Source organism: Pseudoalteromonas sp. BZB3 (assembly GCF_040104455.1).
GTDB lineage: Bacteria > Pseudomonadota > Gammaproteobacteria > Enterobacterales > Alteromonadaceae > Pseudoalteromonas.
In genome coordinates, this window is sequence record NZ_JBECOS010000007.1 from 1 (window position 1) to 23,533 (window position 23,533).

Below are 23,533 nucleotides of genomic sequence, written 5' to 3' on the forward strand. Positions count from 1 at the left end.
GACTCCATGCCGAACTCAGAAGTGAAACGAAACAGCGTCGATGATAGTGTGGGTCTCCCATGTGAAAGTAGAACATTGCCAAGCACCTATTTAGAGAAAGCCCGATTCGAAAGAGTCGGGCTTTTTTTCTTTAAGTCTCTCAGCAATTGCTAAAATAGCTAACTGCACCTTGCGCAAAAGAAGCGCTCTCACTGCGTTCGCAGTCGCTAATTTTGCACGATAGCGTCGATGATAGTGTGGGCGCGGCCAGCCTGGCTTCCTATGTGAAAGTAGAACATCGCCAGCAAAGGTTGCCCCGGACAATTAAAGAAACCCGTTGCAGCAATGCAGCGGGTTTTTTGCGTTTAGGGTGCTAAATCGTCCTGCACGATGATGAGGCAAAGCTCGGTGATAAAAAGACGAATTAGCGCAAGGTGAAATGAGCGACCTTCACCGCGTTTAATCTAGACGGCCTTAACTCCAGCTAAACTAGTTTATCTCACCTTGCGCGAAAAGAATGTAAGCGCTGCGCGCTTGTCATAAACCTTTTGCACTATACTTGCGCAAATGAAGCGCTCTCACTGCGTTCGCAGTCGCTAATTTTGCACCATAAGCGCAAGGTGGAATGAGCAACTTTCACAGTAGTTACTCTCTTCATTCTGAAACACTTTTCAAACGCCTAAATAACTAAACCCTCTATTCCGGCTAAACTGGTTTATCTCACCTTGCGTAAAAAGAGCGGGTTCACTTCGTTCGCAGTCGCTAATTTTGCACCATAAGCACAAGGCGAAGTGAGCAGCTTTCACAGTAGTTACTCTCTTCATTCTGAAACACTTTTCACACGCGTAAATAACTAAAACCTTAACTCCAGCTAAACTGGTTTATCTCACCTTGTGCGAAAAGAATGTTAGCGCTGCGCGCTTGTCATAAACCTTTTGCACTATACTTGCGCAAAGCAAACGTATTCGCTTCGCTCATTGTGGTTAACACTTTGCACTTAATTCCTTTATCATTAAACACATTAGAGATCTTCAGCGTATTAAGCGTTTTAATTAATTGAAAGGTATTGGGTTTGGAATCCTTCAAAGAGATTTATGAAAGAGCATGTGAAAGAAAGTTAGGTGAGCAAAATTTAAAGTTGTTGATATCTACCCCACTGACGAAGCAAGAGTTGTTGTCACACTCAGATTCGCTTTGGCTTGAAGCGTTTACTAAGAAAGTATTTCAAAGTGGTTTTTATTGGTCAGTAATCAATGCGAAATGGCCGGGTTTTAGAGAGGTTTTTTGGCAGTTTGATATTGATGCGCTATTGATGATGTCGCCTGAACAACTAGAAGAAAAGTCACAAGATGAGCGTATCATCCGTAATTTTAAAAAAGTACAGACGATTCCACATAATTGCTACATGATTTATGAAATTGCACAAAAGCACGGCTCATTTGCTAAGTTTATCGCCGACTGGCCTGAAGATAATATTATTGGCCTTTGGGCAGAACTAAAGAAACAGGGTGCACGATTAGGCGGCAATACAGGACCTTACGCATTACGTGCGATGGGCAAAGATACTTTCATTTTGTCACGAGATGTAGAGTCTTACCTTAGAGCTCATAAAATCATTGATGGAGGTTTGCAAACAAAAAAATCTCTCACTGCAATTCAATCTTTTTTTAATAAACTAGTAGAAGAAAGTGGTTGGTCTTTAACTGCGCTGAGCCAGCTTATTGCTTATAGTGTTGGTGATAATTACGTGAATGTAGAAGGTAATGAATAATGCAAAATGATTATGCTGCAATTACAGAAGGTTTTGCTGTTGATTATCCGATGGCTCAACCAAGTTCAGCCAAGCTTGTTTTATTTAACGAAGATCTATTTGAAAGACTAGAGCTAAATTGGAAAGAAGAAGAAGTGCTTTCTTATCTCTCTGGCACAAGAAGCATTGAGGGCATTCCAGCATCTGCATTAGCCTATTCAGGTCATCAATTTGGTCATTTCAATCCAACACTTGGTGATGGAAGAGCGCATTACCTAGGAACGACTCAGAGTAATAGCCCCTTTGACTTACAGTTAAAAGGTTCTGGGGCAACACCATTTTCTCGTGGCGGTGATGGCCTTTGTGCGCTTGGCCCGGCAGTTCGAGAGTTTGTGATGAGCCAAGCTATTCAGTCACTTGGGGTTAAAACGACAGAATGTTTGTCTGTAATCACAACAGGTAATGATGTTTATAGGCAGGGCTATGTGCCAGGTGCGGTAGTTTGCCGTGTGGCATCTAGCCATATAAGGGTTGGTTCTTTTCAATATTTAGCGTTACAGCAAGATAAATCGGGTATGGAACGTTTATTAGAACTTGCGATTAAGCGGCATTACCCACAAATTCAATTTGAAGGTGATGATAGAGTATGTGATTTCTTAAAGCATGTTTGTAACAACCAAATCTCATTGATTATTGATTGGTTAAGAGTGGGCTTTATTCACGGAGTTATGAATACCGATAATTGTTTGGTGTCTGGCGAGACCATCGACTTTGGGCCGTGCGCCATGCTTGAGGCTTTCGATTTCAATGCTGTATTCAGCTCTATAGATAAACAAGGTCGCTACGCATTTGGTCAGCAACCAAATATCGCCCACTGGAATTGTGCACGTTTAGCAGAATCTCTGATGTTAATTATGGCGTGTGATGAAGAGCAGGCGCTCGAAAAGCTGACCGGTGTGCTGAGTGATTTTTCTAAGTCTTTCAACGCAGCCTATCATACTATGTGGGCACAGAAATTAGGGTTACCAGATTGGCGTGATTCAGATAGCGACCTACTCTCGGAATTGTTGGTGTTAATGAAGAATCACCAACTAGATTACACCAATACTTTTGCTGGATTGACTTCCTTGGCAGTAAACAAAGAAGTATTGTTTACGCTCCCTGTAGAATTGCATGAATGGGTAGCAAAATGGCAAACAAGGATCTCAGTATATGATGTTGCCGAGGTGGCTACTTTGATGTCAAAGGCAAACCCAGCCATTGTGCCGCGTAATGAATTAGTCGAAAAAGTCATAGAGGAATTTTATGAAAAAGGACACAGCCCTTTACTTGAAAAGTGGTTACCTATGTTAAATAACCCATATGATTATCAAGAATATGACCAAGTATTTACTGCGCGTCATTCGAAACCTGAAACCTATCAAACTTTCTGTGGTACATAATGCAAATCAGTTCTGGTGAACCGCTAACTTGGCAAACAATTAAACAGGGTGTGCTTGCACATCGTAAGTCGCTTATTTATGCCCATATCATTGCACTATTGGCCGCACTGGTCAGTGTGCCTATACCCTTAATGATGCCCTTATTAGTAGATGAAGTTCTACTCGAAAAGCCAGGCGCAGCCATTGAGTTTATGAATACGCTTTTGCCTGATTCTGTACACAATGCAGTTGGCTATATTCTCTTTGTTTTATTGAGTGTTGTGCTGATGCGATTATCGGCATTGGTATTGGGTGTTTTACAATCTCGACAATTTACAATTATTGGAAAAGACATCAGTTTTCAAGTTCGCAGTTTGCTGTTAAATCATTTGCCATTAGTACAACTCAAAGAATATGAAATACAAGGCGGTGGCGCGATCAGTTCTCGCTGTATTACAGATGTTGAAACACTTGATAACTTTATTAGCCAAACCTTGTCACGGTTTCTAATTAGCTTGTTAACTATTATTGGCACCGCAGTTATTTTGCTTTGGATAGACTTAACATTAGGAGCCATTATTCTTCTGTTGAACCCTGCTGTTATTTATTTCTCAAGACAGTTTGGCAAACGTGTTAAAGATCTAAAGAAAAAAGAAAATGGCGCATTTGAGGCCTTTCAATCTTCACTGGTAGAAACTTTAGATGCGATTGCCCAGTTAAAAGCGATTCGTCGTGAAGGCAAATATTTCGAGCAAGTAAAAGCAACAGCAAAAGATCTAAAGCATTATTCTGTTCAATCTCAATGGAAGACTGATGCAGTTAGTCGTCTTAGTTTCACAATTTTCCTACTCGGTTTTGAGGTATTTAGAGCCATTGCGATGATCATGGTGGTATTTGCCGATTTAACGGTTGGGCAAATTTTCGCGGTGTTTGGTTACCTATGGTTTATGATGGGGCCAGTACAAGAGCTATTAGGTATGCAATATGCCTACTATGGTGCATCCGCTGCATTACAGCGACTGAACCAAGTCTTTGCCTTTGAAACAGAGAAACCTGCATCGGCTCCAAGTATTCAAGCATTTAACAACCCGCAAGTAGATATTCGTTTTGAGCAGGTTAACTTTGGTTATCACAGCGAGCAGCCGGTGCTCAAAAATGTTTCCATGCACATTCCGGCGGGTAAGAAAGTGGCGGTTGTCGCTGTTTCTGGCGGCGGTAAGTCAACGTTAGTGCAATTGCTATTAGGCTTATATGAGAAGCAATCTGGCAGCATTTTTATTGATGATAAGCAAATAGAGCAAATTGGTTATCTACAAGTCAGAGAGCATGTTGCGACCGTACTGCAGCAACCCGTTATGCTGAATGCCTCAGTGAGAGAAAACCTATCAATGGGCGGTCAGTTTACTGATGAGCAACTGTGGCAAGCTTTGGCCACTGCTGAACTAACTGAAACCATAGAAAAACTAGATGAACAACTAGATGCTTTAATTGGCCGTAATGGAGTGCGTTTATCAGGTGGTCAAAAACAGCGCTTAGCAATCGCTAGAATGGTATTAGCAGATCCTAAAGTGGTTATTCTAGATGAAGCAACATCGGCATTAGATATAGAGACAGAAGCAAAAATTCATCGTAACTTAACTCAGTTTTTAAAAAATAGAACAACTCTGATTATTGCTCATAGGCTAAGCGCAATTTCTCAAGCTGATTTGATCTATGTATTAGATGATGGTGAAGTATCAGCGTTCGGTGAGCATAACACACTGATAAGGCAAGAAGGTTTATATCAGACGCTATTTTCTCATCAGTTGTAATGTGAATGTTGAATGAACAATTTAATATTAAAGTATTAAGTAAAGATTAAGCTTGGCTCTTCTACTATAATCACACACAAGCGACGAACTGAGTTGCTTATCTTGATTATAAATGGGGAATGATAATGAAATTTAAAATGCTAAGCCTTGCAGTAGCTATTCTAGCTACATCGGCAGTTAATGCTAAAGAGCAAAAGGAAGGTGTATACCTTGGTGTATTCGGCGATTACTACAAAGCTAAGTGGCAACAAATGCGAGATGCAGCGGGTGTAAATGTTGACGACTCAACATCATGGGGTGCAGAGCTAGGTTATCGTTTTAACGACTATTGGAGTGCACGTTTAGAGTACGCTGATATGGATTTTGATTTGTCCGGTTCAAAAACAGGTTCTTTAAGTGGCGATCGTTTTGGTGTTGACGGACTTTATCACTTTGATGGTGGTCCTTTCTATGCATTGTTTGGCCTGAAATCAATCGATGCTTTTACATCAAATACATTTGCTAATGTAGGTGCAGGCTATCGTCATCATTTAACTGATAACTTATTTGTAAATGCTGAAACAGCACTCTACCAAGGTTTAGATCGCGGTTATACAGATGTAGGTGCAAAATTAGGTATTAACTATGCGTTTGGCGCTACTTCTTCAAAGCCTGTTAAAGCAACTCCTGCACCAGCACCAATTGCTAAGCCTGAACCAAAGCCTGTTGTTCAAGCTCCTAAAGATGCAGACAAAGATGGCATTATTGATGCTGAAGATCGCTGTGCTAATACGCCTATGACAGATGCAGTAGATGCGAGTGGTTGCACGCTTTATAAGGATGAAGAAGTGGCAGTGAGCCTATTAGTACGCTTCCCGAATAATAACTCAGCTGTTTCTCAGCAATATTTAAATGACATTGATGCTGTAGTGAATTTCTTAAATGAATTCCCTGAGACGACCGTACGTTTAGAAGGGCACACATCTGCAGTTGGTAAGGCAGAATATAATAAATGGCTATCTCAAAAGCGTGCAGATTCAGTTGCGAAGCAGCTAATCGAAGAAGGTATTGACGCGAGTCGAGTGAGCGCAATCGGTTACGGTGAGGAGCGCTTAAAGAACACAGCTAATACTGAAGAAGCACATGCACAAAATAGACGTGTAGAAGCGAAATTGATTTCGGTTAAACGTGTAAAAGTGAAGCGCTAAAATAAAGAGCGCTGATAAATACTAAAGCCAGCTTATGCTGGCTTTTTTGTACAATATTTTCAGGTTGTTTAAGTTAAAAACTCTTAATAAGCAACTTGTTTAAGTAAGAAGTTAACAATTCCATTAATGACTTAATTATTGATGTAAGCGTATCCGGGCTGTCTTACTTTATTAAGCTTCTGTTAATAATCTTTCTTGACTAAGTGCTTGGGTGTATTAAAATTATTCAACAAATGTAATAAGTTGTAATCAGGGATTGGGCTACACTTAACCTTGAATTACTCACTTTTAGCTCAAGGTTTAATTATGAAAAAGGCTTTTCTCCTTTCTAGTATTCTACTTTCAACTTCTGCCGTTGCTGCTCCGAATCCATCTTTTAGTGAAGTGCGTTTAGGTTTCGAGTCCATTGACTATAACGAGCAATTAAACAATGTCGCAGGTATTACGGATTTAAAACAAAAGGCTTCTGTTACTAACCCTGCTATTCGTCAGCTTTCTTATACTGGTATTGATGACGACTGGGGGTTTTATATTGCCAGTGCCGCAACTATTGCAACGTCTATTGACACTGAAGTATGGACGGCTGAGGAGTTTGGTGATGTTCAGCAAAATGACTTTAAAATTAAAGCGAATGAAATTGCTTTGTCTATGGCCTATAACTTAAGCAAATCAGTGCAGCTAACTTTTGGAACACGCATTCATACGTCTAGCTTTACTCGTTCAAGCTTTAAACTAGGGGCTGGTGCAAACAGTTTTGATGAAGCTTTAAAAGCGCTAGGTGAGGGAGAGGATTTACCAAGGTTCGATTTACCAGGACAGCGCAAAGAGGCGACTGATATTCTTGCTAACAACCCGAGTTATTTAACCCCGGTTATTTCTATTACCGAAGACCAGATGGGTATTTTAGGCGCAGTAGGTATTCGTTACGATAGCCGTTTGGCCGACACTTTCAATAATGTGAGTTGGTATGCAGAAACAGAAATAAGCACGCCATTTTACTCTCGAACTCAAAATACCAGTATTGAATCTGTGACACTAACAGATAGCTTCAATGGTTGGGGAGTAATGGGCAGAGCGGGTGTACGTTATCAACTTATGGACCATATTGCATTGATGGTTGGCGTAGATGCGCAATATAAAGAGCGCGATAAAATTTCAGAAGAAGTAGATGGTCGTCGTAGAACAGTACCTAATATTAAATTTGAAAATGTATCAATTTCAGCGGGTGTACAATGGAGCTATTAAAAATGAGAAGAACAGCGATTGTTGTAGCCATAACCGCTTTGTCCCTGTCTGGTTGTAAAACACTCGACGCTGTTCCTGGAGGGTTAGGTGATTTAGTCGGCAGTAAACAAGTCGATCAAGCACAAGTTCAAGCAGCCTATAGCAAAGCTCAAGAGGCTTACACATCGGCTCAAACAGTGATGCAAAATGCCTCGTCTCAGTCATTAAGTGACTATGATCCTGAGCGCGTTAAAGATGCCAATAAAATTTGGAGTGATTTACAAGAAGAGTTTGCTGAGCTTCAGGCTAAGCCTGAAAGGGCCTTAGATAAAGCATCTTTATTTTCTTCGAATACGGTTGCTGATGAAGTCATGGAGCAGTCACAAAATATCATTGCGCTGATCACAAGTGCTGAGAATTCAAAAAATGCCATCGTTGCTGTTCTTGAACCGATAAGGGCGCACTTTTTAGTTTTGGACAATATTGAAACGCAAAAGAACTTTTCTAAACAATATACACAATTAGTTGAGCGCCATGATGAATTGAAAGCGCTTTTAATTGAAGGTGAACAAGCCAAAGTTGAGGAGTATCTGCCTGAATTTAGTCAGCGCTTACATAACCTCGAACAAGATGCTGTAGAGCAGTTTTATTTAGGCGAAGTGTTTTCAAAGTTAAAGTCATTAGCTAATTCAGAAAAATCAGAGGTTTTGCCATCTGTGTATGCCGATGTAAAAGACACTGCCGAAACAGCCCAAGCTTTTGCAAGAAATAATGTTCGAGACTATGACGGGATTAAAGATAAAACGCGACTTGCTGAGCTGCAAATACAACGTGTTAACAGCCTTTTCTCTGAGCATAAATCTCGAGAGCAGGCACTTAAGAGCGAAAGTGTAGAGGCACAACTTCTGGCGCTTGAAACACAGTTATTTCAACTAACTCAAAAAGCTGGGTTGGGAGACTTAAGACATTTAAGCTTTTCAGATCAATTAAATGAACTGAAAAAAGCATTATAATAATTTAAAATACTTCAATAATTTCATAACAATATAAAATATATTTGCAAAGGGACTTACAAATTCTATTGATATGGAATTTGCCCTTGCATACATATTTGGAAATGGAGACCACAATGCGTATGCATCTATCAAGAAAGTTCGCACTGAGCTTGTTATCGACAAGTTTAATGCTCACTGGCTGTGGAGGAGGGAGTGATGATACTCCGGATTCTGGTGGTGGCGGTACCCCGCCTCCGGCCCCTGAAAATAAAAAACCGACCGTCACTATAGAGGCACTGACAGAAGCCAAAGAGCAAGTTGCTTTTACACTAAAGGCAACTGCAAGTGATGAAGATGGTTCTGTTGAGTCTTTTTCTTGGACTCATGATTCTCAACTAGATTTAAAACCTCAAAACACAGATTCAGAGTCTGCGACTTTCACCGTGCCTGATATATCTGAAGATATAACAGTAGGCTTTACGGTAACTGTTACCGATGATGACGGTAGCACAGCTTCTTCGACGCAATCTGTCACAATCAAGCGCAAAGTTTCCAGTGTGACGATCACAGGTATTGTAACCGACGGGCCAATTGAAAATGCATTAGTCACTGTGACTGCGGGTAATAGCACTATGGATGCTCAAGCGGATGACAAAGGCGCTTATTCAATTACTGCTATTGTAGATGAAAGTGAAGTTGATCAGCTTGTTACTTTAACAGCTAAGGGTCAACCAGACTCGACTAAATCATTTGTTGAGTTTAAATCTCAGTTGCCTTCAACCAACACACTACAAAGTTTGGCGGGTGATGATGCCGTTTTAACAAAAGAAGAAAGCTTTGCGGTTAATGTTACTAACGTATCAACAGCTGAGTATGCGCTATTACAGCGTGATGGTGGAGCACCACAAAATGAAGGTGAGTTAGAAAGCCGCCTTAAAGGTATCGATGCGCAAGAAAAATTAGAATTAGCAGCATTGATCAAAACGGTTGTTGATTATGGTGTTGAGTTACCTGATGACGTTAAAACAACGCTTGACCTTGTTACAAGCGAAGAAAATGCAGAAAAAACGAAAACTGAAATTCAGAAAACTCAACCTGAAGTTTTAGAAAAGGCACTTAAAGACATTAAAGAAGATGAAGAGCTACTTGAAGCCGTGTCAGGAAGCTTACTTGGTGACTTTATTATTAATAAGCCGCGTGCGTATAACAACCGAGCAATCCACCTTACCTTAAACGGTGCAGATGACGGTGCTACTTCTGGTGAAGCGGTTATTTCAGCTAGCCAAGCTGTAAAGACCACATGGCAAGTCATCGACGGTGTCGTAAAGGTTGACTTAACTGAAGACAATCTGCTGCTTGACAGTTGGACTGATGGAGATAAAAAGTACGAGAAGAGACTCTCATCACTCGAGTTTTCGTTATTAGAAGATAAAGATGCGTTCACAGTTATTGAAATCAGTAAGGCTGATGTTGAACAGTACGAAAACGGTGAACAAAAAAGCGTTATCAGTTCCGGTCCTCTTTTAGGCGTAGCGAATCTATTCAAAAAATCAGAGACCTTTGCGCTTGATGCGCAGGCATGGCAAGGCACATGGGCAATTCAAAGCTTCAATGACAACCAGCAAGACGATGAAGTATTCGTTTTTACGATTGACTCTGAAGGTAATATTTCTGACGACGATGGCTCTACTTTAGGTTGGACGCTTGATGCAAATGGCCAATTAACCATTACCTACAACGATGAAGGCACTGAACAGGTTATTACTTTCTGGCTCACGAAAGAGTGGAAAGAAGATGCAGTTTATCAAGCCGTTGGTTTAGATAACAGCGGTAAGAAAGAAACCTTCTATGGTCTTTTTGTTAAGCTAGATGACGTCGAAATCAATGAGGAAAATATTGTTGGTCGTTGGCGCGTTGGTTTAGGCCATACAATGGACGACTATGATGTCAATATTCTACCAGATCTAAGTGTGGAAGCGGGTTTAAGCCGTACACCAATAGTGGCAAGGGTTGAAGATGGTATCATTCATCGTGGTATTTATAGTCTTGATGGTGAAAACGTAGATTTCTGTGATACCAGCGAAGAAAACTGTACGGCCTACTACAGAAGCGAACTAGAAATTCTGAATACGGATGACGAAATCTGGTTTGGTTATCACCAAGAGTGGCGTGCAAACAGCCTAGGCGAATTAGAGTTGTCAGATGCAGGGCTGTATATATATGAAAAGACAGATCTTGCATATGATGAATTCGAAGCTGAAATGTTGGCATTTGATGCCACATTAAATTACTTCGATGGAGAAAAATACGCAGAGTTATCTATCTCGCCAAACGCTGACAATAGCTATAGCGTGACCATTGATGGCGTAACTTATGTCGCACAACTTGTTGAAGGTGCGCTTGAGTACACCTATACCGATGGCGTTACATATCGCATTTCATTAGAAGGGTATGAAGCCGGTTCATTATCTGTGTGCCTTTTCGATAAGTCTAAAGGCTGTGATTCAGACACAAACCTGTTAACACTCAACACTGCTAAACCGAGCTTTACAGTTGAAACCAATGTAGGTGAAAACGGTAAAGTGACGCCAGAGCAGGCTAAGCTGCTTTATGACGAGCATATAGCATTGTCAATTTTACCTGATTTTGGTTTTGCCATTGATCAGGTCACAGGCTGTAATGGAACGCTGCAGGGCAGACAATACCTAATTGGTGAACTCACCGAAAACTGTCAAGTTGACGTTAGCTTTAAAGAGGCTGACGCATCGAGTGATGGCGTGATCAGTGAATTAACCTTCTACAACCCAGACTACTATCGTAGCAGCGTTTATCAAGTGACTCTGAAGAATGATGGCACGGCGACTTTGTCAAGTTCAAACTATTCGGTCGATGCGCTATGGAGCGACGAAGAAGGTGTAATCAAGGTCACACCAATTGAAGAGCTTATCACTTGGAATAATGATTATTTAGGTTACTTTCAAGGCTGGAAAGATGTACTTGAGAGCATTGAGTTCGAAATTGTTGATGCAAAAGAGCAAGAGTATGAGTTTACTGCCAATATAACTCGTTATAACTCTCAAGATGGTCAACCAACCGATAAAGAGTCTCGCCCAAATAGCTTTAACACGTTTGCATTTAATACCAGTGAGTTAGGTGTACCTTTCCCTGAACTTGCGGGTAAAGAGTGGAGCTTATCGGTATTTGATGATGTTGTTGCGATTAAATTTGCTGAAGGCGGTAGTGCAGAAGTTCGCAGTATTGAAGAATCTGAAACTGAAATGGCCACTTGGTCAATTGATGAGAATGATGTTCTGACCTTTAACTTAGAAGATGGTAATCAAGTTCAGCTTGTTAATACTAAAGACATCAGTGTTGGCTTACAAGCTATCGCCAAAGAGTTTGACAGTGAAGGGCGTTTAATTGCGTCGGGTGCAGCGCTGATGGTAGAGCGTGGTGACATTACAATTACCAAAGATAACTTTGTTGGTGCGCATTATCAGACTTATGGTGAATTAGAAGATGCAACTAGCAGCGGGTATATCATCTATGAAGATGGTCATATTGGCAGTTTGATGTCGAGTTTTGGCCCACAAGGTGTCTTTGATGATAACGGTTACACTAGATATCTATATCGAGATTTTAATACGCATCAAGCACATTGTGAACAGGCATCTCCATCATGCGCTTTAAATACTCAAGTAGATTATCGTTTAATTGCGCAAGATGAAAATCGTTACTTCATTGAAAGGGTGTGGAATCGTTATAATTATCAAGGTACAGGTGAATTAGTTAGTGCAGCTTCTTTGCTCTGGACGGTTGAATTTACAGGTTCAACAAAAGTCACTGAGTTTAATGAAAATAATCTATATGGTCGTTTGTTTGAGATACTGCCAGATTCAGCAGTAGAATGGCGATTCTATAGTGAATATGACGCTGAGCAAGAGGAGTCACAATTCTTCTTAAGTTTGGATGAGGAAGAAACTCGTCATCTTGAACTTGCTGGCGGCAAACTTAACTACTACGAGCCGCTAGAAGACAGCGACTATGTAATCGAGTTGGTTGATAACGATCAAAATGGAATTGTAGTTTGTCGTTATGAGCAGGGCTTTGCTTGTCAAGAAGACGATAAAGTAACACTGGTAAAAGAAAAACCAGCCTACGAAGTGACTATTGAGTCTGACGTGAATGGCAAGTTAACGGATATGTATGACAGTGACCATATATACCGTCATGGCGACACAGTTAGATTCGAAATCAGACCTGACTATGGCTTTGCACCAAAAGCAATCGAAGGGTGTAATGGTTACAGAGATGGTGGCGATTATGTTATCGATGCCCTGACCAGCGATTGTACGATCACAGCAAGCTTCGAAGAGTTTACGCCACTGTCAGAGCAGGCTTCGATCACTGATGAAAAACTGGCGATTTGTGTTGATAAGCAGTCACATGAACGACGTTTCTGGGCTTTAGATGAAGTCACAGCGCTACAATGTGATCATCAATATAATGGCATAAATAACTTAGCTGAACTTGCAGTATTCCCTAACTTAGAGAGTATTGATTTACATAACATTGATATTGCTGATGTCGATCTATCTGCGTTAACAGCGTTAACCAGTGTGAGCATCGACTACAGCTACAATGAAAGATTCAACAGCTTAACCGTGGCTGCCCCAGAAAATATTATTGCACTGTCATTGCGTGGTAATAGACTGAGTGATGCTCAACTTGAAGGCTTGAGGCTGAATGAATATATCAATCTACAACATCTTGACTTAGATGCCAATGTTATCACTAAGCTTGATCCATCTGTCTTTGAGCAATTGCAGTATCTTTCTGTCTCTCACAATGAGCTGACATCAATTGATTTGTCTAATAACCTAGACTTAATTTCTCTTTGGGTTGTTGACAATGAATTAACGCAGATTGATGTTAGCAATAATACAATGCTAGAAAAACTTGGTATCTCGTTTAACGATATTGAAAGTCTAGATGTCAGCAATAACACATTGATTGACAATATTTATGCAGATAGCACAGGTCTAGTAACTGTTACTGGTTTAGAGAATAGCGAACGTAAATGGGGTTATTTTGAGTTCCATAACAACCCGCTTTCAGATGAAACGGTCGATGAGCTAGAGCGCTTAAAACAAGAAGAAGGGTTTAACAATATCCATTACTCTCGTGCGCAATTAGTTACTATCAGCGCAGGTGAAAATGGACAGGTGAATGACACTGAAGTACTTGTAGGTCAGGAGCCGGTAAGTGTGTATATCCAGCCAGATGAAGGGTATGAAGTAGCAAGTATTTCAGGTTGTGATGCAGAAAATGACCAAGTAACACTTCTGAATGCGAAACACTTAGAAATCACCTCAGTGACACAGGCATGTACTATCAATGTTGAGTTTACTGAGGCGGTGCCGCTTGCGACTAAACTTGAAATTCCTGAAGACAATGTTGCACTCACAGAGTGTTTGAATAATTCGAACTATATCTGGAAAGAGCAAGTGAAGCACTTGAACTGCTGGCAAGGTATTCAAGACTTTAGTCCACTATCAAAGTTACCTGCACTTCACTCATTGGAATTGCAAAACCTTACAGTTGAAGCCTTAGACTTATCTGCTTTAGAGCATTTAACATCGCTTGAGATAAGTAATAATTATCAAATGCCATTAAACTCGATCACGCTTAACAACGCAGAGCAGTTGACTAGGTTAGTTATACGATACGGCACACTTGATGATATTGCGCTTGAAAGCTTGAATCTGGCTCAGTTTAAGAAACTAAAAGAGTTAGAGCTAAATGACAATCAATTGACTGAGCTTGATGTGTCTCAATTGCAGCAACTAGAGCGTTTGTCATTGAGAAACAATCAGTTATCTGAGTTAAATATATCAGGTAATACTAAGTTGATGTATTTGAACGCGTCATATAACCAACTAACTGAAGTGGATATTAGTAGTAACACTGAGTTAAAAGAGTTAGAAGTATATGACAATGCGCTAACCAGCTTGGACCTCAGTAACAATACGCAGCTACATCATGTGAATGCAAATTCGAATCAGCTCACAGTAGTCACTGGTATTGAGAATATCAGTGATAAATGGGCGGGGTTATACTTTGAGAGAAATCCATTCACGAACGAAGCCGTGGCAGATCTTGAATACCTTTCTGACATCTATTTCAACTTGTATTATTCACGTATTTATACGGTTAACTTAAAACCTGGTAATGACGGTGATGTACATGAGCTGCAAGTTATTTTAGGTGAAGGCGAGCACTACTATACGTCAGTTTATGCAAATAACGGTTTCCAAGTAGCTAGCCTGTCAGGCTGTGGTATTGCAGAAGACAGAGCAAGCCAAGCGAACATTCTGTTCAATGCAAGTCAACTTAAATTGCAAGCCGACACTTTGGTATTTGATGAAAATACTCAAAGTTGTGATCTCACAATTGAATTTGGTCCAGCAATCGATCTGGCAAAAGAACTAGATATTCAGGATGCAGGCTTATATTCGTGTGTAAATAACTCAAACTACATCTGGAAAGAGCAAGTAAAAAGCTTAGGTTGCTACGGTGGTGAAATTCTAGATTTCTCTGAATTAGCTAATGTCACTACACTGACAAGTTTTGAAGTGTATGATGTTCAATCAGATGCATTAGATTTATCTAAATTATCTAACCTTTCAACTCTGAGCGTGTCTAACAGTTATAACTTAACCAACTTAACATTGCCTCAATCAGAGAAACTAGAAGAGTTAATTTTAAATGGTCTTAATTTAACCAATGAGACGCTTGATAACTCAGGTATTTCAGCTTTAACTAACTTAAAACGCTTAGAGCTCAATGATAATGCGCTAGTTAAATTTGATGCGTCACCTCTAACTCAGCTTGAATACTTAAGTGTGTATTATAACGACATTAAAGAGTTGGTGATTACGGGTAATACGCTTTTAGAAGAGTTAAAAGCCGACAATAACCCACTTGTCAGTCTTGATACGTCGAGCAATGCCTTCTTAAGACAGCTGCACCTACAAAGAACGGCATTAACAGAACTAGATGTTAGTGCCAATGTACGTTTAGATGGCTTATATGCTTATGAGTCAAGCTTGCAATCAGTTTCAGGTATTGAGTACTTGAAAAACTGGGTACATATCAATTTGGATAATACGCCACTGTCTGAGGATATGGTTGCTGAAATAGAGCGTCTGCGCGACTATGAAGACTACCATAATATTTATTATTCAATCGCTTACCCGGTAACTATTAATACCGACGACAATGGCTATACGTATGATAGTAAAGTTTTCTTACCGAAAGATAAGACGAGAGAAGTTTACTTAAATGCGAACGATGGTTTTGAAGTGGGTGAAATTACGGCTACGGGTTGTGATGCGTCACAATATGAACTACTGGACGCAAGCCGTTTAATTGTAGGGCCAATTTCAGAAGCGTGTACGCTGGACGTATCGTTTGTAAAAGCGACACCATTGTCAGAAAAGGCAGGCATTACTAATGAGTCATTAGCGCAGTGCGTGGACAATACAAATTATATTAAAACAGAACAAGTTAAGTCACTTAGTTGTAGTGTCTATAACGTGGAGAACTTTGCAGAGTTAAGTAAGTTTGAAAATCTACATACGCTAGAGTTATATGACAACCAACAATCAGTGCTTGATTTAACTGGTTTGGCTAATCTGAGATCTCTTTATTTCAGGTATGGGCAGTCTCCTTCAGAGTTAAAACTAACCAACCCTGAATTGCTGGAATCTTTCGTGATTGAGTACATGGACCTCAACGATGATGCTCTGGCGACGTTAAATATTTCTAGGTTTATTGCTTTAAAAGAGCTGCGTTTACGCGGCAATCAGTTAACACAGCTTGATACTTCAGTGTTAACCGAACTTGAAGCGTTAGACATTTCAGATAACCAAGTCACAGCGGTTGATTTGAAGACAAACGTTCAACTGCAGTCGTTGCATTTAGGAAATAACCCATTAACTGAGCTAAACCTTGCTGAAAACACTCAGTTGCGAGAGTTAGAAGTGTATGAAACTCAGTTGAGTCAGTTAGATGTAAGTAATAACTTGGCACTTCAGCGTGTTAATGCAAGCAATGCGTTTATTGACACTGTAATTGGTATTGAATTTCTTGATGTAGATAAGCTGCAAAGTCTTAATTTCTACTCAAACCCATTAACGCAAGAAATGGTTGATGAGTTTGAACGACTTAAAGGTGAAGGCTATTACATATCTTACTCACTCTCTTACCCTATTATGGTGAATTTTGATACCACCCAAGCGTGGGGAGATAGTGGTAAGTACCACAGTGATGGTGAAACTAACTTAGATCTATATATTTATCCGAATGATGGGCTTGAGATAGGCACTATCGAAGGGTGTGATGGTCAGTTTGAGTTAGTAGATGCAAACCATTTGATTGTCAAACCTATCACTCAAGCATGTACGTTAGATATCAAGTTTGTAGATAAAGTAGCGCTCGCTGATAAAGCCGGTATCACGTCAGATAATCAGCCTCTTATGGATTGTGTGAATTATTCTAACTTTATTAAGACAGAGCAAGTTAAAGCGCTAAATTGTTGGGGCTATGACATTCAAAGTTTCAATGAATTAAGTGCTTTTACTAATCTGACTAACTTGGAATTGAACTATTTAACCACGCAGAAAGTAGACCTATCATCGGTTGCCTCTTTGAAAGAGCTAACTTTAAATGGTCGTAATACAGATCAGCCACTAATTGAATTAACTTTAGCGATCCCTGAGCAGCTTGAGCGTTTATCTCTATCAGAGAATCAACTTGATGATACTGAATTAGCGCAATTAAACCTTGCGCAATTTACGGGCTTAAAAGAGCTAGTTTTAAGTAATAACGACTTAACTAAGTTTAATGCCGAGTCATTCTCACAGCTTGAAATACTTGAAGTGAATGGTAATAGCCTAAGTGAACTATTACTTACTTCTAACCTATTGCTTCAAAAGTTGTTGGCAGAAGAAAACCAACTTTCAGCTGTAGATGTGAGCAAAAATATTGCGCTGACAGAGCTGCAAATTCAAAATAACCCAATCAAGAGTCTGGCTCTAGAAGCTAACACTAAGTTGAATTACGTTAACGCATCTTGGACACACATATCAACTGTAACAGGTATTGATTCAATTGAAGACAAGGGGGTAAGTCTAAACTTTGACCCAACACCTATATCTGATGAGACCGCTGGAGAGTTTGAAAGGCTTAAAAATGAGTTAGGTTATTATAATCTATACTATCACAAAGCTTATCCTGTGGTTATTGCTACAACAGGCGATGGATACGTATATGACACTGAGTTTTTCTTAGGTCCTGATAGCAGTAAAATGGTCAACTTATACACTAATAACAACTCCGTTGTGGAGAGTGTAACAGGCTGTCGTGGCGAGTTCTCTTTAGATGGCACGACACTTACAGTTGGACCTGTAACTGATATCTGTGAAATTAAGGTTGAGTTTGTAGCGCAGTAATAAGCAGTGCTTTCATAACCACAATACTTTCATTAAGTATCTAAAACGCGCCTTTCGAGGCGCGTTTTTTCATGCCCAAATAACCCTTTTAATTAATAAAATGGATATTAAACTCTGTTCGTTAGACTTTTTTATTCTATAGACAGAAATAACCAACAGTTCGGCTAAAAATTAACCTACGCTTATCGTGCCGTAAATTTGGATAAAGTGCTTTTGCTGAGGCTTTAGCGCGATAAAGACTGCACAGGATAAGTCATGAAAACAGGATTATACAAAGATTGGCGCTCGGTACTTGCGCCGCTAGCTTTTAGTCTGGTCTTAACTGCATGTGGTGGGGGATCAGATGATCCTGCACCGACACCAACACCAGATCCAACCCCAACGCCAGAGAATAAAGCACCAACCGTATCTGTTGATGCAGTCGCTGAAGCTAAAGAGCAAACTGAATTTTCGCTCACAGCAACCGCTGCTGATGAAGATGGTGAAATTAGTACCTATGCTTGGACAACCACTTCCAACCTTGATTTAACGCTTAGTGGGCAAGATACAAGCACGCTAACTGTAACGAGCCCTGATATCTCTGAAGACATTGAGGTGACTTTTACTATCACCGTGACTGATAACGGCTCGACGGCCAAAACTGCGCAAGCGCAACATACTGTTATGATAAAGCGCAAGGTATCATCAGTTTCAATTACCGGTATTGTCACAGACGAACCTATACCAAATGCCAATGTCACCATTTCTGCTGGTGGCTCATCAGCGCAAGTGCAAGCTGGCAGCGATGGCAGTTATTCACTTGAATTGATTGTGGATGAGTCTGAGGTTAAAGATCTCGTGCAAATTAAAGCTCGGGGCACTGGTGAACAAAGCAATGTTGAATTCTGGTCACTACTTAATTCAGTAGAGACAGTAATCGAGCAAGCGGGTGAAGACGGTGTACTGCAAAAGGACGAAAACTTCTCAGTGAATGTCACTAACGTCACTACCGCAGAATACGCCATCATTACGCGTGATGGCGAAACACCGCAAGACGATGAAGCACTTAAATCAGCACTCTTAAACGTGGATGCTGATGAAAAACTTCAGCTCGCGACCTTAATCAAAGTGGTTGTTGATAACCCAGACTTTGAGTTGCCAGAGGGGGTAGAGAATACCCTTGAGCTCGTCTCATCGCCAGAAACGGTAGAAGCGTTTGAGGCTGAGGTGAATGAGAAAGATCCGACCATCATCGAAAAAACGAAGACCGAGATTAAAGAAGATACAGATCTGGTAACGGGCCCTTCGGGTAGCTTAGTGGGTGAGTACATACTTCAGTCACCTCGTTACTATAACAACATCGCTTACCATGTCAGTTTAAAAGAAGATAACACCGGGGTTATTCATGGCATAGATCAGCAAGCGATAAGTAGTTGGACGCTTGATGACAATAAGTTAGCTCTGACATTTGCAGAGCCTTTGAAGAAGTCAGTGTCTGAAAATACCCTTGAAGATGAAACTAAGCAGCGAGTTGAAACGTTCGTCAGTGGCATGAGTATGTTGGTACTCGGAGAGAATGAGGTATTTAGAACCGTTGAAGTTACAGAAACGGTTTTCCAAATACTGGATGGTGCAGCTCAAGATTCTGAGACAGTCACCTATATCAGTAACCTGACTAGTAAAAGCCAAACCTCTGCCCCCACTACTGAGATACTCACCTCAGACGGTGGTATCTGGTATTTGGATTTACATGATAGAGATTTCACACTTAATGACGAACCTGAAGAGCAAGTGTCAAAACTTATCTTTAATGCAGATGGCACAATCACCACTGAATTCTCTGATGAAGAAGTGACATGGCGCATTGAAGGGCGCGCTATTGTTGTTGACTATAAAGACTTTACTGATGACACCAAACAAACGCTTGAATATGAAGGTTCGGCTTCAATTTGGCTAACCAAAGTACTGGATGCGGGATATCAAGTCGTTACGCTAGATACGACTGACGATGAGTGGCCAAATACTGAGTATGGTTTATTTATCAAGCCTTCAGATGTCACGGTAAACGAAAGCACAATGTCTGGTCGTTGGCATGGTTTTTATGGCTTGAACCAAAGTTATTACATGGATTTATATCCTGACGGGTCTATTTATTTTGGTTTAGAGCGCAGTGATTATGTATGGGATATTGATGGCAATACAATGGTGCGTAAAGTCTATATGCAAAATGGTAATCGCGTTGAAAGTTGCCTAGAAGCGCGTGACGATTGTGCTTTGATTGGCATTACGAATCATGAAATTCTCGCAATGGTGAATGACCGTTATTACCTAAAACGTACGTTCTTATGGATGAATGAGCAAGGCATGATGGAGGTCAGCGAATCTGCACTGTTTATCTTTGAATATGACAGTGATTTAAGTATCACAGCCTTTGACCAAACATTACCAAATTATGGCGATACCTATGTCTGGGTACAAGATGCCATGGGTAACTTGATGATGGTGAAGATCAATCGTGATAGTGAAGAATTTGACGGTGTCATTACCTTTGGAGAGCAAAGTTATAACTTTAACTTTGAAGATGGCAATATTGTTTACTTTGTTGATGGTGCTAAATATACCCTAGAGATAATAGACAGTTCTCAAGAGTACATTCAGGCCTGTTTATACCCTTCATCGGGGCTGTCATTCGAGATTGAGGATGAGGGGTCTGTTGGATTCCACAAAGTTGGCTTTGCGACTTCTGGTTTAGAAGGTGTTTGGGAGCTGGCAAATGATAATGTTATTTTCATGTTCTTACCTGACAGCAGATACTTTGCCATTCAATGGGCAGAAGAAAATGGCTTTGTAGGTTTTGAAAGAGGGGCTTATACAACTGACGGTACCAGCATTACATTTGAAACTGAGCAAAATCATGATGGCGAAGCTTTAGTGTGTGATGCACCTGCAGGGCAAGGTTGCTCAGGTGTTTCTTTTGAATACAGCGTATCTGACTCCGAATTTGTCTTGGGTGGCACTGATGAGGGAGCAATCTCTTTTAGTAAAGTAAGTTTTGCTGCTGAAGGTGTTGAGGGCACATGGGGGCTATTAGACGATGCGGCTTTACTTATGCTGTTACCTGAAAGCCGCTACTTTGCTATTCAGTGGGAAGAAGAAAATGGCTACATTGGCTTTGAGCGCGGTAACTACCAAACAACTGAGACGCAAATAACATTTGATACGCTGCAAAATAATGATGGCGAAGCTCTAGTATGTGACGCATCTGCCGATAGCACGTGTTCAGGTATCACCTTTAATTATTCTTTACCATCTGGCTGCACTGATGATTCTATGGCGAAGGTTTGGAAGCAGATGCCATTAATGGGCAGCTCTATTATCAATAACTCAGATCTCTACCTCGGTGAAACACTGGGTCTAAGTTTAGATAGATGGGGTAATGGTAAAGTTAAAACCGCAATGGGTGAGTACGATGTAAACTGGTATGTCGCATCTGAAGGTATGATTGAGCTTAATTTAGCTTACCCACCTGTTATCTATAGTAATACCGATAACAGTATGATGACTGAACATAAACTCAATGGTTATACAGTACAGCTCGACGCTATGGATGGTATGAAAGTAGCGGTCACCGAACGAGTTGATGTTTACACTGATGGTTATATGACCGGCGACGTCAATCATGACTTTATGGGTAAGCTTTACTATGAAAGAGACTTCATAGATTTATCAGAGGTCGACTTTGTTGGTAAGTGGGTCGCTTATGATAGAGTTGACGGCCACCAAATCAGTCATGTCGAATTTATGGCTGATGGTACAGGTACTGTGAAATCGACATTCGATGAACTAGATGAAAATGGTGACTTTACATGGTCGGTGATGGGACGAGCATTACGATTAAACTTTGAGGATACTGAGTTTGATAACTTGCATATGACTAAAGACTTATCGGTGGGCTACCAGTTTGTTGATAACTTTGATGATTTAGCAGATGTTTATTCAAGCCAGATTGTTTCAGGCATACTTATCAAAGAAATGTCACCTGAACTCAGTAAAGAAGACTACCAAGGACGCTGGGTTTACTTTGATGGTGCAGATCAAGTCAGCGGTCAAAATGGTACTGAAATTTACCCAGAAGATGAAGATGATTCTTATCTGACATTCGTATTTGGTACAGGCAAAAGCTCTTATCAAGGCCGTTATCAGGATGGCCAAGTTGTCCGAGCACGCTATGTAAATCCTGAGACAAAAGAGAGAACCCGCTTCTGTGAAGCGTCACCAACCTGTGTGCTCGAAGCTGAAATGCGCTATCAAATGGTGGCAGAGTATGAGGGGCGCTACTTCTGGGCAAGAGAATTTAGTAACTTTGATGCTGACGGAAAAGAGTACCCTAATTCTGGCGTCATATTCGTTGGTGAGCGAAACGAATCAACGGATATTGAAAAGCTTGAAGAGTACCATGTCAGCTTCTTCTATCTTTATCAGGCAGTAGATGATGGGCAAGTGGCTTGGTATTCGACTACAGCAACAGATGATATGGGAGAAGACATTTACACATTACAAATCGGCGATGCTGAAGCGGTGCAATTCACGTTTGAAAATGGACAAATGCAGTTGATGGACGGACAAGATACCATTATTGAACTAGTCCCGGGCAGTAACAATAAAGATGGCTTAACCTTGTGTAAGTATCTAAAAGGGAATACCTGTACAACACAAGATCATATCCCTCTATTCTTTAGTCCTCCGAACTAATTACTGTTTTTAATTATTGAAAAGGCCCATTGCGGGCCTTTTTTATTTCTGTTGCTTGCTAATTAAGCACTGTTCAACTAATAAGTAAATGCAAATAACAAGAAGGAATTAACTATGGCCAAAGTCACTTCACCACCCATTTCAGCTTTTTGCTGGGCAGAATTATGCTCATCGGATTGGGCGGGCGGAAAGCAATTCTATACGCAACTCTTTGACTGGCAGTTTGACGATCAACCCATCGGTGAGGATTGTTATTACACTATGTTAAAGAAGCAAGCCGATGATGTCGCGGCCATGTATCAAATGATGCCTGAGCAAAAAGAGGCAAATATTCCCAGTCATTGGTTAGGCTATATTGCAGTCGAAAATGTTGATGCCATCGCCGGTAAAGCAAAGCAGCTAGGTGCAACGGTCATTCATGGTCCTTGTGATGTTATGAGTGCCGGTCGTATGGTGATGATAAGCGATCCAGGTGGAGCATTTGTGGCATTTTGGCAAGCGAATGAGCATATTGGCACACAACGCATATTAGAGAAGAATACCCCTTATTGGCATGAGTTGGCTTGTCGAGGCAGTGAAAAAGTCGGCCAGTTTTATAGCGAGCTGTTAGGTTGGCAAGTCCAAGTCGAAAAAATGGAACACATGGACTACACCTTGTTTTGCAATGAGCAGGGGCCCGTTGCAGGAATGCTCGAAATGACCGAAGAGTGGGAGGGCATTCCACCTCATTGGATGATCTATTTTGCTGTGGCTGATTGTGATGCGATGTCAGATAAAGCGGCGTCTCTAGGTGGCCAGGTTTGCGTACCACCCACCGATATTCCAAATATAGGGCGTTTTGCCGTCATCACAGATCCTCAAGGCGCAGTATTCTCAATTATGCAGTCTTGTAATGACGATGTTGATTTGGATGCTTGATA

The 23,533-nt window shown here is 40.7% G+C and carries 9 protein-coding genes; all 9 read left to right on the forward strand.

Annotation, left to right across the window (positions count from 1 at the left end; all coding sequences use genetic code 11):
• Positions 1-1,051 precede the first annotated feature (1,051 nt).
• Positions 1,052-1,750 (forward strand): DNA-3-methyladenine glycosylase I, encoded by a 699-nt coding sequence (locus ABMY35_RS05450; RefSeq protein WP_349285353.1) that lies wholly within the window; start codon positions 1,052-1,054, stop codon positions 1,748-1,750.
• Positions 1,750-3,171, forward strand: a complete 1,422-nt coding sequence (locus tag ABMY35_RS05455) for a protein adenylyltransferase SelO family protein (RefSeq protein WP_349285354.1) — start codon at positions 1,750-1,752, stop codon at positions 3,169-3,171. Before ABMY35_RS05450 ends, ABMY35_RS05455 begins: the two co-directional genes overlap by 1 nt.
• Entirely contained in the window at positions 3,171-4,961 is a 1,791-nt protein-coding gene (locus tag ABMY35_RS05460) for an ABC transporter ATP-binding protein (RefSeq protein ID WP_349285355.1), read from the forward strand. The genes ABMY35_RS05455 and ABMY35_RS05460 overlap by 1 nt, the downstream gene beginning before the upstream one ends.
• Before the next feature lie 125 nt (positions 4,962-5,086).
• On the forward strand, positions 5,087-6,148 hold the full coding sequence (locus tag ABMY35_RS05465) for an OmpA family protein (protein ID WP_349285356.1): 1,062 nt from the start codon (positions 5,087-5,089) through the stop codon (positions 6,146-6,148).
• A 306-nt stretch (positions 6,149-6,454) separates the two neighbouring features.
• Positions 6,455-7,393, forward strand: a complete 939-nt coding sequence (locus tag ABMY35_RS05470; RefSeq protein WP_349285357.1) for an autotransporter outer membrane beta-barrel domain-containing protein — start codon at positions 6,455-6,457, stop codon at positions 7,391-7,393.
• Between the two features lie 2 nt (positions 7,394-7,395).
• Positions 7,396-8,385, forward strand: a complete 990-nt coding sequence (locus tag ABMY35_RS05475) for a hypothetical protein (RefSeq protein WP_349285358.1) — start codon at positions 7,396-7,398, stop codon at positions 8,383-8,385.
• A gap of 116 nt (positions 8,386-8,501) precedes the next feature.
• Positions 8,502-17,882 carry a hypothetical protein gene (locus ABMY35_RS05480; protein WP_349285359.1) on the forward strand — a complete coding sequence of 3,127 codons (9,381 nt, stop codon included), beginning with the start codon at positions 8,502-8,504 and terminating at the stop codon, positions 17,880-17,882.
• 255 nt (positions 17,883-18,137) lie between these two features.
• A complete protein-coding gene (locus tag ABMY35_RS05485) occupies positions 18,138-22,613 on the forward strand; it encodes a hypothetical protein (protein WP_349285360.1) in 4,476 nt (1,491 codons plus the stop codon).
• A gap of 114 nt (positions 22,614-22,727) precedes the next feature.
• Positions 22,728-23,531, forward strand: a complete 804-nt coding sequence (locus ABMY35_RS05490) for a VOC family protein (protein WP_349285361.1) — start codon at positions 22,728-22,730, stop codon at positions 23,529-23,531.
• Positions 23,532-23,533 lie beyond the last annotated feature (2 nt).